Genomic DNA, 13,696 nt, shown 5'->3' with positions numbered 1-13,696 from the left:
GACCGGATAGGTAGGGAGGAGTCGAGGCGCTGCTACTTGCAGCGGTTGTCATCATGCCGCACGACGGTGGTCTCGGTCTCCACGTTCTGGATCGGTGAGAGGATCTCCGGCGGGACGCGCCATTGCCGGTTGTCCTCGGTGATCACTGTGACCGTCTTGCGGTTGAACTTCACCAGCGTTCCGGTGAGCCGGCCGTCGCGGCGGGAAGCGAAGCTTACCCGGGCGCCGACGTCGAAGCGCATCATCGCCCGGTGGGCATGCACGGTCTCAAGGAACTTCAGCTGAGGTGGACCCCAAAATTTGGACCAGGGGTTAAGCTCTGATCATTCCGACAGGAGAATCTGATCATGAGCAGGAAACGCAAGCAATACAGTGCCGACTTCAAGGCCAAGGTGGCCCTTGAGGCCCACAAAGGGGAGCAGACCACCTCGGAGCTGGCAGCCCGCTTCGAGATCCATCCGACCATGGTGAGTCAGTGGCGGCGTGAATTGCTGGACAAGGCGACGGGGATCTTCGAGGGCAAGAGTGGCGGCAAAGCTGCCCAGAAGACCCAGGAGGAGATCGACACCCTGTACCGTGAAAGTAAGCGTTCAAACGCGGCCGTTCTTCCTGAACGTCGGATCTCCGCCTAGCCTCCCGTGCATACCTTGACACGGGAGGCAGCGATGAACAGCAACCAAGGTGGTCGAGTCCGGCGTACCGAGGATCAGTGGCAGGAGATTTTCTCCGCGTATGAGGCGAGTGGCCTGAGCCAGGCGGCGTTCTGCCGTCGCGAGGGACTGGCACTGAGCACGTTCCAGTACCACCGTCGACGCGGGCGCGCTGCCGCCGAGCCTGCCGGCGAGGACCCCGCCGTCATCGATCTTGGCACATTGGCCGGTGACCGGCCCGGCGACTGGGAGGTCGAGGCGGCGATGCGCTCACCGACGCGGGGCTGCGCTTCGGCGAGACCGTGCCCGTGGAGACGATCGAGGTCCCCGCCCCGGAGCTCAGCGGCCCGAATGCCGATGCCTGGGAGGTGATCGATCATAAGATCACCTACCGGCTCGCCCAGCGCCCGGGCAGCTACGTGGTGCTCGCCTACCGCCGGCCGGTGCTGCGCGCGAGGGCCGAGGCCACGGTGGCGACAACGCCGGCGCCGGCGAACGTACTGGAAGGCTCGCTCGCCGATGTCAGCCTCCTCGCCGGGTTGGTGGTGGACAAGTTCTGCTACCACCTCCCGCTGTACCGCCAGCACCAGCGTCTCGCGGATGCCGGCATCCAGGTCAGCCGGGCGACCCTGACCCATCTCACCCAGCGCACCGCGGCGCTGCTCACCCCGATCGCCCAGGCCCAGCACGCCCACATCCTCGAGAGCCGCGTGCTGGCCATGGACGAGACGCCGATCAAGGCCGGGCGCGACAAGGCCAAGGGCAAAATGGCCCAGGGCTGGTACTGGCCGATCTACGGCGAGGCCGACGAGGTGAGCTTCACCTATGCCGCGCACCGCGGCAGCCGCCATGTCCACGAGCAGATCCAGGGCTTTGCCGGGATCTTGCTCTCGGATGGCTACAGCGCCTATGCACGCTTCGCGCAAGCCACCGAAGGCCTCAGCCACGCCCAGTGCTGGGCGCATACCCGGCGCAAGTTCCTGGCCGCGGAGAAGACCGAGCCCGCGGCCGTGGCCACCGCACTTGAGCACATCCGGGACCGTCGGCTCGAGCCGGACAAGGCCCTGGCCTACCGGGCCGAACACGCCCGGCCGTGCGTCGATGCCTTCTTCGCCTGGGTGTGGGCGCAACGCCAGCGCGAGGATCTGTTGCCCAGTAACCCGCTGGCGAAGGCGCTCGCCTATGCGCATGATCGCGAGGGGCCGCTGCGCGTGTTCCTCGGAGACGCCGCCGTGCCCATCGACACCAACCACCTGGAACGCGCCCTGCGCGTCATCCCCATGGGGCGCAAGAACTGGAACTTCTGCTGGACGGAACTCGGCGCCCAGCACGTAGGCACGTTGCAGAGCCTGTTGACCACCTGTCGGCTCCATGGCGTCAACCCGTATACCTACCTGGTCGATGTCCTCCAGCGCATCAGCCGGCATCCGGCCCGGGAGATCATCGCGCTCACGCCCCGGGTGTGGAAGGCGCGCTTCGCCCACGACCCACTGACCAGTGATGTCGATCGCCATGTCCGTTGATATCGACCAGCTCACCTATGACGAGCTCGTGGCCCTGAACCAGCGGATCGTGGAGTCGCTGCGCTTGTTGCAGACGATGAAGGCACCCGTAGCCTGTCCCGTGCCAGGTGGGGTGTACACCGGCATGGCGCATTCGCGCTCGCAGCCGGGGCAGACCGCACTGACCGCGGGCCGCGCCCTTGTAATCACTCCTTGCGACTGCAAGGCCGCAACCGCGTCGGCCGGCCAGTCCGCCAGCTCATCGGCACCGATCAGTACTGGCGCGCCGTTTGACGCGGCGATCCGGTCGAGCAGCTCGGTAAGCACGGCCTGCGGCGTCATGCCTCAGAGGCTTCCTCGGCCTGTTCAGCTTCCGCCGGCTCCTTGGGCTCGATGCCGGAGGCTTCCAGCATTTCGCGCAGATTGATGCCCACTTCGTCGTACTTGAGGGAGCAGGAGTTGGGATAGGTGAGGCGGATGGGCACCGTCCTGGGCGGCTTGTCCGGGTCGGTGACGACGGACGCCGCGATCTCCACCTGGGTCACGTTGTACAGGTGCATCGGCAGGGACTTGCCGAGCCGGTCCAGCAGGTCATAGACGGCATTGGGGTTGCGGGAGGTGTCCGCCTCCAGGGTGATGCGCTCACCCTTCTTGGCCCGTGAGGTCAGCCGCAGTTTGCGAACGACCACATCCTTGATGCCGCTGCCCACGTCATAGGTGAAATCGAATGCCCGCTTGCCGAGCAGGTCCAGGTTGTAGACCCACTCATCCTTCGGATGGGCGGCAGTTCGTCCATCTTCAGAATGGTGGTGGCGAACATGCCCTGGAGCGGCTCCACGGCCTTGCGGGGGCCGCGAAAGTTCAGGTCCAGCGTGCCTTCCTTCTGCGAGTAGACGAAGATCACCTCGAATGCCGGGTTGTGCGGCCGGCGGTCGAACTCGCCGTCCACCCACTCGATGCTCTGCTGGGAATAGTCCTCCGGGTAGGCGAAGAAGTAGTCCAGCTCACCCCGGCGGAAGGGCTCTACGATGCAGTTGTTGCCCCGGCCCTCTGTGCGGTGGAAGTAGCTGCGAATCTGCGCCGCCAGTTGCCGGATGCTGTCGTCGTCCACCGCTGCCGGCCGGTGCCCCATGTTCTTGCGCTTGCGCCAGTACGGCAGCGTGTCGGCGTGGTAGAAGCGGGTGGCACCCTTCCAGCACTCGGGATGGTCCGGGTAGGTGATCATGGCGCGGTGGTAATGGTTGGGCAGCGTCGATAGGGTTTCGATGAACTCCGCCAGGGCATCGGGCTCCGCCTGCATCTGCCAGCTCGCCTCATCGATGATGGCCCGGAAGCCCGTCTCGCAGCTCAGCTCAAAGATGTCCTGGAACTCCGCATCCATGGGCTTGCGCTGGTCCTCGGACAGCGCCACCCAGGCCGCGAACAACGCGTCCGGCTTGGTCTCCTTCAGGGCCGAAAAGTCCAGATCGCTGAACAGGCCCCGTTGCGTGAAATACCGCGCCAGCAGGGCATTCGGGACCTGCCGGAAGAAGCTTCGGGTTGAGTAGTGTCGGGCCATAATCGTGTTCCTTGTCGCCACCGCCTCGTGTAGTATATCCGCAGTACATCCGCAAGCACCACCCAGGAGCCCGGGAATGAAGGCAGCCAAGACCGAGACCATCACCGTGCGCATCGAACCTGCTGTCAAGGCCGGGCTGAAGGCGATGGCGGAGAGAGAACGGCGCAGCATCGCCAATATGATCGAGGTGATGATCCGGGACTATTGCGGGCGGGAAGGCGTCGAAATCCCGGAGACGCCGGTAGCCCGGGCAGGGAACAAGCAGTCCCGTTAGCGTGGTGGCCCGAATCTGCTGTGCGCAACCCCAATACTTTCAACAGGAAAACAAGGTATGGCCTCCAATAATCACAACGCAGAAGACTCCGCGCGCGATGTCGATACCGACACGCTATGGCAGGCGGCCGACAAGCTCCGGGGTTCCATTGATGCCGCCGAGTACAAACATGTCGTTCTCGGCCTGATCTTCCTGAAATACATCTCGGACGCCTTTACGGCCCGCAGGGAGAAGCTGGCCGAAGAACTCAAGGCCGATGGGATCGAAGGTAAACAAGCCGAGAATCTGCTGGAGCAGCGCGACGAGTACACGGCCGAGAACGTCTTCTGGGTGCCGCCGGAGGCCCGCTGGGACAAGATCCAGGCGCGGGGCAAGGACCCCAACATAGGCAAGCTCATTGACGACGCCATGTACGCCATTGAGCGCGACAATCCCAAGCTCAAGGGTAAGCTGCCGCGTGATTACGCCCGGCGCGGCATTGCGCCGGAACGGTTGGGCGGGCTGATCGATTTGATCGGCTCCATCGCCATTGGCACCGACCAGGCCCGCGCCAAGGATGTGCTCGGTCGCGTCTACGAATACTTCCTGGGCAAGTTTGCTGCGGCCGAAGGCAAGCTCGGCGGCGAGTTCTTTACACCCCGGTCCGTGGTGCGGCTGCTGGTCGAGATGATCGAGCCCTACGAGGGCCGCGTTTTCGACCCCTGCTGTGGCTCCGGCGGCATGTTCGTGCAGTCCGAGCAATTCGTCGAAGCGCACGGCGGTTCCAAGCGGGACATCTCCATCTTCGGCCAGGAGTCCAACCCCACCACCTGGCGGCTGGCGCACATGAACCTGGCTATTCGGGGGATCGAGGCCAACCTGGGTGAGCAACCGTCAGACAGCTTCACGCGCGATCTGCATCCGGACCTCAAAGCCGACTACATACTGGCCAATCCGCCATTCAACATGTCCGACTGGTCCGGCCAGTTACTGCGCGACGATGTGCGCTGGAAATTCGGCCCGCCACCGGTGGGTAATGCCAACTACGCCTGGATTCAGCACTTCATCCACCACCTGGCCCCGCCCAATGGCCGCGGCGGCGGCATTGCCGGCTTCGTCATGGCCAACGGATCGCTGTCTTCCAACACCTCCGGTGAGGGCGAGATCCGCAAGAACATCATCGAAGCGGATCTGGTGGACTGCATTGTCGCCATGCCGCCGCAGCTTTTCCTGACCACCGGCATTCCCGTGTGCTTGTGGTTTATCAGTCGGGACAAGACGGGCAGGAACATCAAGGGCGGTGGACGCGACCGGCGCGGTGAGACGTTGTTTATCGATGCTCGCCATATGGGGACGCTGGAAAATCGCACGTTGCGCGTGTTGTCTGGGGTCAACGGTTTTCCCACCTCTGCCGACACAGATATCGGGCGTATTGTTGAGGCCTACCATGCATGGCGAGGTGAGCATGGCGCTGGAGATTACCAAGATATTCCTGGTTTCTGCAGGGCGGCGACGCTAGATGACATAAGGGGCCACGGGCATGTGCTGACGCCGGGCCGATACGTCGCACCAAGAGAAGTTGAGGACGACGGCGAGCCTTTCGAAGATAAAATGAGGCGATTGTCCGCAGATTTACACGAACACTTTGCGGAGTCTGACGCACTGGAAGCCAGGATTAAGGCAAATCTCGATAGGTTGGGTTATGGGGAGTGATAACTTGTCTCAGCCAAAAGATAAAGGATGGCTTTATCATCCAAAGTTCCCTGACCACTGGAAACGTTGCTCGCTATATTCAATGGCAAGGTGGGTAAATGGGCTCGCGTTCCGTGATATTCAGTTTAGTACGGCTGGCAGGCCTATCATTAAAATTGCGGAGATCAAGGGTGGGATTTCGGGGCAGACAAAGTTTACTGAACAGTCCTTTGATGAATCAGTTCGTGTAAAGGAAGGCGATTTGCTATTTTCTTGGTCGGGACAGCCTGAAACGTCAATCGACGCGTTCTGGTGGAAAGGACCTGAAGGTTGGCTAAATCAACACGTATTCCGAGTGACGCCTGCTGATGGTATTGACCCAACATTCCTTTTCTTCACCCTTAGATATTTAAAGCCACATTTCGTCGGTATAGCGCGTAATAAGCAGACGACAGGGTTGGGTCACGTTACAAAACGGGACCTTCAAAACATAGAGTCTGCGTATCCTGACCTTCCTGAGCAGCGCGCTATTTCTGAGGTGCTCGGCACGCTCGATGACAAGATCGATACAAGCAGAAAAATGAATAAAACTTTGGAGGCCATGGCGCGCGCAATTTTCAAGGCATGGTTTATTGATTTTGAACCTGTTAAAGCGAAAGTTGCGGGTAGGAAGGAGTTCCATGGAATGCCGCAGGAGCTTTTCGACCAGCTTCCGGATCGGTTAGTCGAGACTGAATGGGGGCATATTCCAGAAGGGTATGAGCTAGTCAATTTGGATGAGCTGGTAGAGGTTAATCCTAAAAGAGCGCTAAAAAAAGGAGATCCTGCGCCTTACCTCCCGATGTCCGAAATGCCGACGCGCGGTCATGCGCCTGGAAGCTGGGAAATAAGAGAGTACGGGTCAGGTATGCGGTTCGTTAATGGTGACACACTTGTGGCCCGTATCACACCATGTCTAGAAAATGGCAAAACGGCATTTGTTGACTTTTTACCAGATGGTTCGGTGGGGTGGGGCTCGACGGAATATATTGTCTTGAGACCTAGGCCGCCTCTGCCGGACGCATACGCGTATTGCCTTGCTCGCTCATTGCCGTTTCGGGACTTTGCGATAAAAAATATGACTGGTACTAGCGGGAGGCAGAGGGTGCCTGCTTCCGCAATAGCGGGCTTTAAGGTTGTCGCACCCGGAAAAAAACTCGCTGAAGCTTTTGCTGATGTGGTTGGCCCTCTTTTCGCAATGAGTTCCGCGAATCATAGTGAAATGAGAACTCTTGCGGCGATTCGAGACGCTTTGCTCCTAAAACTCATGTCGGGGTCGATCAGAGTGCCGGATGTGCTAGGGGGAGCTAATGGCGCCTGAGTCTGATAGCACAGTCTTCCAGTTATCAGCCTGCCGGGAGTTGCTGGATTCCCATCCGGAATCCCTGAGGATTCGGGAGCAGGTGGAGGCACTGGAAGAGGCCATGCCTGACCGTCCGGGGGTGGTGGTTTCGTTTTGCCGGACGATCATTGAGACGACATGCAAAACGATCCTGACCGATCGAGGGGTATCAGTAGATTCCGCTTGGAAGGCTCCCAAGCTGGTTTCTGAAACCAAGAAGTATCTCAATCTTGGTGTTGTAGATGACGGACAGCTCGATTCGTCACTGCGTAATGGTGTGCAATCTGTTGTCCAAGGGTTGGATCAGATTGTCGGTGGTGTGATGGAAATCCGGAATGCGCATGGCTCAGCAGCTCATGGTACGGATGCCTATGCACCGCTGTTAGAGAGCCACTATGCAGAGATTCTTGCTCGGGCCACCGATGTTGTCGTGGGCCTGCTGTTCAAGACGCATCTGCGATCAGCGCATCATGATCCGTTATCACGTTTTCGCTACGGGGATCATTCGGATTTTGACGAGTATATCGATAGCGATTACGGCCCCTTCGAGGTGCTGGATGTTCCTTTGATCGCTAGCGAGGCGCTTTACCGCACTGATTTTCAGGCGTACCGCGCCGCATTGGTGCTTTTCAGGCAGGAGCAGGAAGCTACGAATGGCGCTGGGGCAGAAAACGGGGAACCGGAGCCATGAGGTTCGACGTGTACTGCGACGAAAGCCGGCCTGATCTGCTGGGCTCACGGCGTCCCGGTGGGCAATTCATGGTGATAGGCAGTCTATGGGTCCCCACTGAGGAACGAGAAGCTTTCAAGGCGGAGGTCCATCAATTGCGTGATCGCTACCGAATCGGTGGTGAATTCAAATGGCAAAAAGTATCGCCCTCCCGGGTGGAATTTTATCAGCAGCTTGTTGAATGGTTTCAAGGGAAGGGCGATCGGCTCCGGTTTCGTTGCATTGCAGTGGATCATGGTCAGGTTGACCTGAAGCTATACCACGAAGATGACCAGGAGTTGGGATTCTACAAATTCTATTATCAGCTTCTTCACCATTGGATACTGGATTTTAACGAGTACACGATTTTTGTGGATTTCAAGAGCAACCGGCGGCGAGACCGCTTGCATGTGCTTAGGCGATGCTTGGATTACTCCAACCTTTCATCGGTTGTTCATGATGTGCAGGCGGTGCGTTCGGAAGAGTCGGTGTTGATCCAGTTGGCGGATGTGCTCACTGGGATGGCGGCGTATCGCCTCAATAATCAGCTACGCGACGGCAGCGCGAAAGCCCAGGTTCTGCGGCATTATGAGGGGCTTTACGGAGGACAAATTTCTCCCACGTTCAAGGGAGAGCGCAAGTTCAATGTTTTTCGCATTGATCTGGCGGGGGGGTGGTGACTTGTGGCTTATCCGCCGCTGCTTGATCTGGAGGACGAGGCAGCCTACCGCGCTCATTTCGAGGCCGTGTACTGTTGCGGACCTATTGAGGCATTTGATGGTATTCAGGTCCGGTTCCGGAAGCGGGATTTTGACCACTGTTGCTTCGAGTCATCGAGGCGGGATGGCTCCAAGGACCAGTTTTCGTGGCCCCGAGCCAGGCGGTTGGATTGGATCAGGGCTGCATTACAGGACCCCACGAGCGAGTGCTACCAGGGGTGGGATAAAAAGCGCAAGCGATACGATGGCAGGCGGAGGGTGGCCGTAGTGATGGGGAACTATGTGGTCGTGATTGCGCTGAAAGGACGTGGACGCGCTGATTTCGTGACGTCGTATGTAGCGGATACCCCCGCCGCCCCCGGGCGGCTGTCTACCGTGGATATGATTCGTAGGGGGCCGAAATGGACATAAAAAAACCGCTGATTTGCCAGGCTGGCTCAGCGGGGGCCTTTGTAGGTTCTGCTGCCGCTGGCAAAGAACACCCGAAAGATAGGGCCTGGATGGCGATTTGTCAACCCACGACGACACTAGCGTCCGCTTGCTGGTCGGCTCGTTTACAGGATAAGTGATGGGAAAAGTACTGTCAGAACAACAGGTTGAGCAGGCCGCCCTCGGTTGGTTCGAGGCGCTGGGATTCGATGTCCGCAAGGGTGCGGACATCTCGCCGGGGGCGGATTCGCCCCTGCGGGAGAGTCACGAGCATGTGATCCTGGAACCCAGGCTCCGCGCGGCGCTGCGCCGGATCAACCGCCACCTGCCGGAAGATGCTGTGGAGCAGGCGGTGCGTATTGTCGCCCGGCCCCCGGAGCCCACGCTTTTTCAGAATAACCGCTGGTTTCATCGTTTGCTTACGGACGGCATCGACGTGGAGTATCGGACACCGGACGGCGAAACGCGCGGTGACAAGGCTTGGCTCGCGGACTTCTCCAGCCCTGGCGCGAATGACCTGATGGTCGTCCATCAGTTTACGGTCAAGGCGGGCAACAGCACCCGCCGGGCCGATCTGGTGGTGTTTCTTAACGGTTTGCCCATTGCGGTCATCGAACTGAAGGACCCTGCCGATGTACAGGCCGATCTATGGAAGGCTTACCGCCAGCTTCAGGACTACAAGGAACATGTCCCTGCGTTGTTCCACTACAACGAGCTGATGGTGATCAGTGACGGGGATGCCACCCGTGTCGGTTCATTGACGGCGGGGGCGGACCGCTTTGCGCCGTGGCGCTCGATCGAGGATGCGGCGCATCCGGGGGAGCCGACTCTGGAAGCCTTGGCAACGGGCCTTTTTGCGCCGCAACGGTTGCTGGATTACCTGCGCCACTGTGTGATTTTCGAAGAAGACGACCGGACCGGAGAGATCGTCAAGAAGATCGCCGGCTATCACCAGTTCCGAGCCATGCAGAAGGCGCGGGCGTCCGTGAAAGCGGCCTTGCGACCGCCGGCCGGGGAAGGCGACGGCCGTGGCGGCGTTATCTGGCACACGCAGGGTTCAGGGAAAAGCCTGACCATGTTGATGCTCTCCGGGGCGTTGATTGGTGACGACCAGCTCGCCAACCCGACGGTGGTTGTCGTCACGGACCGCAACGATCTGGATGGGCAGCTTTTTGGCACCTTTGCGGCCGGTCGGGCGCTATTGCGGCAGCAGCCCGAGCAGGCCGACAGCCGGGATGACCTGGCCGCCCGGTTGAACCGGGCATCCGGCGGGGTCGTGTTCACGACCATTCAGAAATTCGAGGAACGCGACGGCCCGGTGAGCGAACGTTCGAACATCGTGGTTCTGGCCGACGAAGCACATCGGAGCCAGTATGGCTTTTTGGAGGGTGGGGCTCGCTGGATGCGTGACGCGATTCCCAATGCCACCTTTGTCGGGTTCACCGGCACGCCGCTGGAACGCGACGACCGGAGCACTCCGGCGGTATTCGGGGATTACGCCGATGTTTATGACATCCGGCAGGCCATCGAAGACAACGCCACCGTGCCCATCTACTACGAAATGCGTCTGGTGAAGCTCGTTCCCGATGAACAGGGTGTGCGCGAAGCCGAGGAAGAAATGAAGGTTCGGCTGGCTGCCGAGGCGGACAAGTCCGGCCAGAAAGTGGACGATTACATCCGCGTGGAGCTTGAAGCGCTGGCCGGGGCGCGGGAACGGCTCAGGCTCGTGGCGCGTGAAATTGTCGAGCACTTCGAGAAGCGGCGTGAAGTTATTGAAGGCAAGGCCATGGCCGTGTGCATGAGCCGTGAAATCTGTATGAATCTGTACGATGAGATCGTCGCCTTGCGGCCGGATTGGCATGCGGAGGACGACGATGCAGGGTTCGTAAAGGTTGTCATGACCGGTTCCGCAGCCGAGGGTGAGCGGGTCACTTTCCACTCGCGCACCAAAGCAAGGCGCGAAGCGCTGGCACGTCGCTTCAAGGACCCGGAGGATGATCTGCGGCTGGTGATCGTTTGTGACATGTGGCTAACGGGCTTTGATTGCCCGCCGATGCATACGATGTACCTGGATAAGCCACTGGCGGGCCACAACCTGATGCAGGCCATTGCCCGGGTTAACCGCGTTTTCGGGGAGAAGCCGGGTGGTGTGGTTGTCGATTTTCTCGGCATTGCAGACCAGTTGCGGGATGCGGTACAGACCTACACCCAGGCGGGTGGGGCCGGTAGCCCGGTTGAGGATATTCAGAACGAGGCCGTGCCGCTGATGGAGCGGCAATTCGAGGCCCTGCGGGATTTCTTCAACGGCTTTAACTACAGCGGCTTTTTCAGTGGGAATGAGGCCGACCAGTTGGGTGCTGTCACGGCGGGTGCGGACTATGTGTTCCAGCAAGACGACGGTAAACGTCGTTTCATGACCATGGTGACGGGGTTGTCGAAGGCTTTCGCCCTGTCAGTGCCGCGCCAGGAGACGGAGGCGATACGTGACCATCTTGCGTATTTTCAGGCGGTTCGGGCTGCCATCCGCAAACGACTTGGTGATGACAAGGGGCCGCCGCCCGTGGATTCACGGGCCGCTGTGCGCCAGGTGATTTCAGGTGCCATTGCCTCCGACGGGGTGATTGATCTATTCCAGGCGGCGGGCCTGGCGGAGCAAAATATCGGCATCCTGTCCGACGACTTCCTTGACCGGCTGGCCGCGCTACCGCACAAGAACCTAGCCCTTGAGACGCTGCGCAAGTTGTTGAACGATCAGATTCGAAGTCGTGAGCGGGTCAATATCGTCGAGTCCAGAAGCTTCCGTGAATCGCTGGAGACCGTGCTCACACGGTACACGAACCGGGCAATCACGACAGCGCAGGTGATTGAGGAACTGATTGGGCTGGCGCGTGAAATTCGTGAAGCTGCCAAGCGCGGTGAGGCGTCCGGACTGACGGATGAAGAACTCGCTTTCTACGATGCACTGGCGGACAACGAGTCTGCGCGGGAAGTGATCCAGGACGACACGCTTCGGCTGATTGCACGTGAACTCTCGGAGCGCATCAAGGCGAAAGCCTCTCTCGACTGGACCCAGCGTGATGCGGTTCGGGCAGATATGAGGCGGACTGTGCGCCGTCTTTTGGCGAAATATGGATATCCGCCGGACGCGCAGGAAGCCGCCACGCAATTGGTCATCAAGCAAGCCGAGCTGATGGCGGAAGGGGTTGTTGAGTGGTGAGTATGGGCGTTGGCCAGCCTTTACGCTGTTGCTGGTCTGGAGCATGTGAAACCGTTGCCTGGGTAAGCGGATGAATCACGTTTATATCGACCACAATGTCGTGGACGATATCAGCAAGGGAAGCCTTGCATTCAAGGCTGACTCCTCCAACGTTTGGGTTTACTCGAATGAGCACTTCAATGAGATTCAGCGGGCGGGCGACACGCGCTTCCTGGATGTATTGGGTAGGCTGCGTGCACAAAAGCTTGAGCTGAAGGTGGATGATGCCTTCCGTATTACAAATGAAGGATACCTGTCAGGGGATGTGGATCCTCAGTCCTTGTATCAGGTATGGCTGGATGCAAATGCGGAGGTCGAATTCAGCGGGGATTATTTTTCGAGCGTTCTGTCGAGATTCTTCGGTGCGGATAATGCCGAAGCTCTTGCTTATCTCCCGGAGTCGTTCGAGCGTGAGGTGTCCACTCTTCTGGAATCGGCGGGCCTTTTGGATGCGGAGCAGCGGGAACTGGTAACGACGGCGCGGAGACAGATGGAAACCATTGTGTTCGAACACCTGGCCGAGCGTCCGCACCTTGAGACGCAGCGCGCGGCGTTGGGAACGCACAGCGGGCGGGCCGGAAATCTTAGTGGCAATGACAATCCGCTGGAGGATGTGTGGGACATCATTGGCAAGACAATGCCCGGTGTTACCGCAGACCAGTTTTTTGGCTTTGATCCGCCCGAGAAGGGTGATTACGAAGAGTGGCCACTCTATCTGGGAATTGTCGGATGCTACGCCGTGCTGAATATGATCGGGTTACGGCCGGATGAGAAACTCGCGCGTGTGGAGAGGATGCCGGCCATCATGAGTGATGCCAGCCATGCCGGCTTTGCGGCGTACTGCAATGCGCTGCTCAGTTCTGATCGGCGCTTCTGCGATAAGGCACGGGCCATCTATAGGTATAAACGAATTGGCACCGAGGTATTGACATTGGAGCGAAGGCGCGACGAATAAGCGGCTGAGTTGGCGACAGTGAAGCGGGTCAACACTCTTCCCCCATAAGAAGCAGAAGGGGCGCGATTTCCACCGCACCCCAGCGCCGATCGGGAACTCCCGATCCATTTGCTGATTATTCTGTTGTCGGGGCCGGTGATTTTCAAGTTCGATGTGATGGCTCCGGACCGCCCGTCACGCCGCTTGCATGCTTCGCCGGCAAGCGCCGCGCCGGGCTGCGCCGTGCCAATGTCGGGGCCGCCAGACTGCCTCCGCAAGCTCCGGCAGACTGGCTCCGTGGCTTCGTTCGAGCTCTGGCCCCTTCGTTACCGCCCGCGCTCCGCCACGGCGCCCTTCGCCCCGGAAAACGGGGCCAAGGGCTTGCGGCTCCGCAGCGGGCTACGCCGTGGTGGAATCGGGCACCGCCGGCTGCTGCGCAACCGGCTCGGCGGCTTCGGCCGGCCTGAGTTCCCTTCGTTGCCGCTTGCGCGGAGCCACTAGCAGGCTCGGCTGTCGCCCCCCCCCTGTCAGGATAAGTGTCGTCTGGTTTGATAGAGTATTTAAAACACCCAGGGGGCGAGAGAGGAGCGCCCAAGATGCCACGATATCCTGA

14 protein-coding genes are annotated in these 13,696 nt (G+C 59.8%); 10 read left to right on the top strand and 4 right to left on the bottom strand.

The window, feature by feature from the left end; genetic code table 11:
• Positions 1–32: 32 nt before the first annotated feature.
• Positions 33–242 carry a hypothetical protein gene (locus tag BM214_RS11825; RefSeq protein WP_218149068.1) on the bottom strand — a complete coding sequence of 70 codons (210 nt, stop codon included), beginning with the start codon at positions 240–242 and terminating at the stop codon, positions 33–35.
• A 105-nt stretch (positions 243–347) separates the two neighbouring features.
• Here BM214_RS11825 and BM214_RS11820 point away from each other — a divergent pair, with 105 nt between their 5' ends.
• The 3 genes from BM214_RS11820 to tnpC are packed head-to-tail and all read left to right on the top strand — an operon-like array spanning position 348 to position 2,173.
• Positions 348–632 carry a transposase gene (locus tag BM214_RS11820; RefSeq protein ID WP_090487528.1) on the top strand — a complete coding sequence of 95 codons (285 nt, stop codon included), beginning with the start codon at positions 348–350 and terminating at the stop codon, positions 630–632.
• Positions 633–665: 33 nt separating this feature from the next.
• The gene (gene tnpA / locus BM214_RS13095; protein WP_425319163.1) at positions 666–1,022 is read left to right on the top strand and encodes an IS66 family insertion sequence element accessory protein TnpA; all 357 of its coding nucleotides are present in this window, start codon (positions 666–668) and stop codon (positions 1,020–1,022) included.
• Positions 959–2,173, top strand: coding sequence for an IS66 family transposase (gene tnpC / locus BM214_RS11815; protein WP_177217674.1), 1,215 nt, complete (start codon positions 959–961; stop codon positions 2,171–2,173). The genes tnpA and tnpC overlap by 64 nt, the downstream gene beginning before the upstream one ends.
• Positions 2,174–2,188: 15 nt before the next feature.
• Here tnpC and BM214_RS11810 read toward each other — a convergent pair whose 3' ends face one another.
• The 3 genes from BM214_RS11810 to BM214_RS11805 are packed head-to-tail and all read right to left on the bottom strand — an operon-like array spanning position 2,189 to position 3,710.
• Positions 2,189–2,494 (bottom strand): hypothetical protein, encoded by a 306-nt coding sequence (locus BM214_RS11810; RefSeq protein ID WP_090487522.1) that lies wholly within the window; start codon positions 2,492–2,494, stop codon positions 2,189–2,191.
• Positions 2,491–2,841 carry a hypothetical protein gene (locus tag BM214_RS12600; RefSeq protein ID WP_218149067.1) on the bottom strand — a complete coding sequence of 117 codons (351 nt, stop codon included), beginning with the start codon at positions 2,839–2,841 and terminating at the stop codon, positions 2,491–2,493. The genes BM214_RS11810 and BM214_RS12600 overlap by 4 nt, the downstream gene beginning before the upstream one ends.
• Entirely contained in the window at positions 2,817–3,710 is an 894-nt protein-coding gene (locus BM214_RS11805; RefSeq protein WP_218149066.1) for a hypothetical protein, read from the bottom strand. The genes BM214_RS12600 and BM214_RS11805 overlap by 25 nt, the downstream gene beginning before the upstream one ends.
• 76 nt (positions 3,711–3,786) lie before the next feature.
• Between BM214_RS11805 and BM214_RS11800 the strand changes: the two genes are divergently transcribed.
• The 7 genes from BM214_RS11800 (at position 3,787) to BM214_RS11770 (ending at position 13,104) form a co-directional block, all read left to right on the top strand.
• Positions 3,787–3,984, top strand: coding sequence for a type II toxin-antitoxin system antitoxin (locus BM214_RS11800; protein ID WP_090487519.1), 198 nt, complete (start codon positions 3,787–3,789; stop codon positions 3,982–3,984).
• Between the two features lie 57 nt (positions 3,985–4,041).
• Positions 4,042–5,676: a type I restriction-modification system subunit M gene (locus BM214_RS11795; protein WP_090487516.1), complete on the top strand. Its 1,635-nt coding sequence runs from the start codon at positions 4,042–4,044 to the stop codon at positions 5,674–5,676.
• Between the two features lie 4 nt (positions 5,677–5,680).
• Complete coding sequence (locus tag BM214_RS11790) at positions 5,681–7,015, top strand: restriction endonuclease subunit S (RefSeq protein ID WP_177217673.1); 1,335 nt, start codon at positions 5,681–5,683, stop codon at positions 7,013–7,015.
• Positions 7,016–7,097: 82 nt separating this feature from the next.
• Positions 7,098–7,727, top strand: coding sequence for an abortive infection family protein (locus BM214_RS11785; RefSeq protein WP_177217672.1), 630 nt, complete (start codon positions 7,098–7,100; stop codon positions 7,725–7,727).
• Entirely contained in the window at positions 7,724–8,425 is a 702-nt protein-coding gene (locus BM214_RS11780; protein WP_090487506.1) for a DUF3800 domain-containing protein, read from the top strand. Before BM214_RS11785 ends, BM214_RS11780 begins: the two co-directional genes overlap by 4 nt.
• A gap of 607 nt (positions 8,426–9,032) precedes the next feature.
• On the top strand, positions 9,033–12,110 hold the full coding sequence (locus tag BM214_RS11775; protein ID WP_090487503.1) for a type I restriction endonuclease subunit R: 3,078 nt from the start codon (positions 9,033–9,035) through the stop codon (positions 12,108–12,110).
• A gap of 70 nt (positions 12,111–12,180) precedes the next feature.
• On the top strand, positions 12,181–13,104 hold the full coding sequence (locus BM214_RS11770; protein ID WP_090487500.1) for a hypothetical protein: 924 nt from the start codon (positions 12,181–12,183) through the stop codon (positions 13,102–13,104).
• Positions 13,105–13,696: the final 592 nt, after the last annotated feature.

The sequence above is a fragment of the Ectothiorhodospira mobilis genome (genome assembly GCF_900114895.1).
Classification (GTDB): Bacteria; Pseudomonadota; Gammaproteobacteria; order Ectothiorhodospirales; family Ectothiorhodospiraceae; genus Ectothiorhodospira; species Ectothiorhodospira mobilis_A.
Note: the sequence above shows the minus strand (reverse complement) of the source record. Positions and strands in the feature narration are given on the sequence as shown.

What these genes read in the sequence shown, in the direction of transcription:
- BM214_RS11810 (WP_090487522.1), bottom strand. Translation starts at nt 2,494, where the DNA reads ATGACGCCGCAGGCCGTGCTTACCGAGCTGCTCGACCGGATCGCCGCG.
- BM214_RS11780 (WP_090487506.1), top strand. Translation starts at nt 7,724, where the DNA reads ATGAGGTTCGACGTGTACTGCGACGAAAGCCGGCCTGATCTGCTGGGC.
- BM214_RS11800 (WP_090487519.1), top strand. Translation starts at nt 3,787, where the DNA reads ATGAAGGCAGCCAAGACCGAGACCATCACCGTGCGCATCGAACCTGCT.
- BM214_RS11805 (WP_218149066.1), bottom strand. Translation starts at nt 3,710, where the DNA reads ATGGCCCGACACTACTCAACCCGAAGCTTCTTCCGGCAGGTCCCGAAT.
- BM214_RS11820 (WP_090487528.1), top strand. Translation starts at nt 348, where the DNA reads ATGAGCAGGAAACGCAAGCAATACAGTGCCGACTTCAAGGCCAAGGTG.
- BM214_RS11825 (WP_218149068.1), bottom strand. Translation starts at nt 242, where the DNA reads ATGCGCTTCGACGTCGGCGCCCGGGTAAGCTTCGCTTCCCGCCGCGAC.
- tnpA (WP_425319163.1), top strand. Translation starts at nt 666, where the DNA reads ATGAACAGCAACCAAGGTGGTCGAGTCCGGCGTACCGAGGATCAGTGG.
- BM214_RS11770 (WP_090487500.1), top strand. Translation starts at nt 12,181, where the DNA reads ATGAATCACGTTTATATCGACCACAATGTCGTGGACGATATCAGCAAG.
- BM214_RS11775 (WP_090487503.1), top strand. Translation starts at nt 9,033, where the DNA reads ATGGGAAAAGTACTGTCAGAACAACAGGTTGAGCAGGCCGCCCTCGGT.
- BM214_RS11795 (WP_090487516.1), top strand. Translation starts at nt 4,042, where the DNA reads ATGGCCTCCAATAATCACAACGCAGAAGACTCCGCGCGCGATGTCGAT.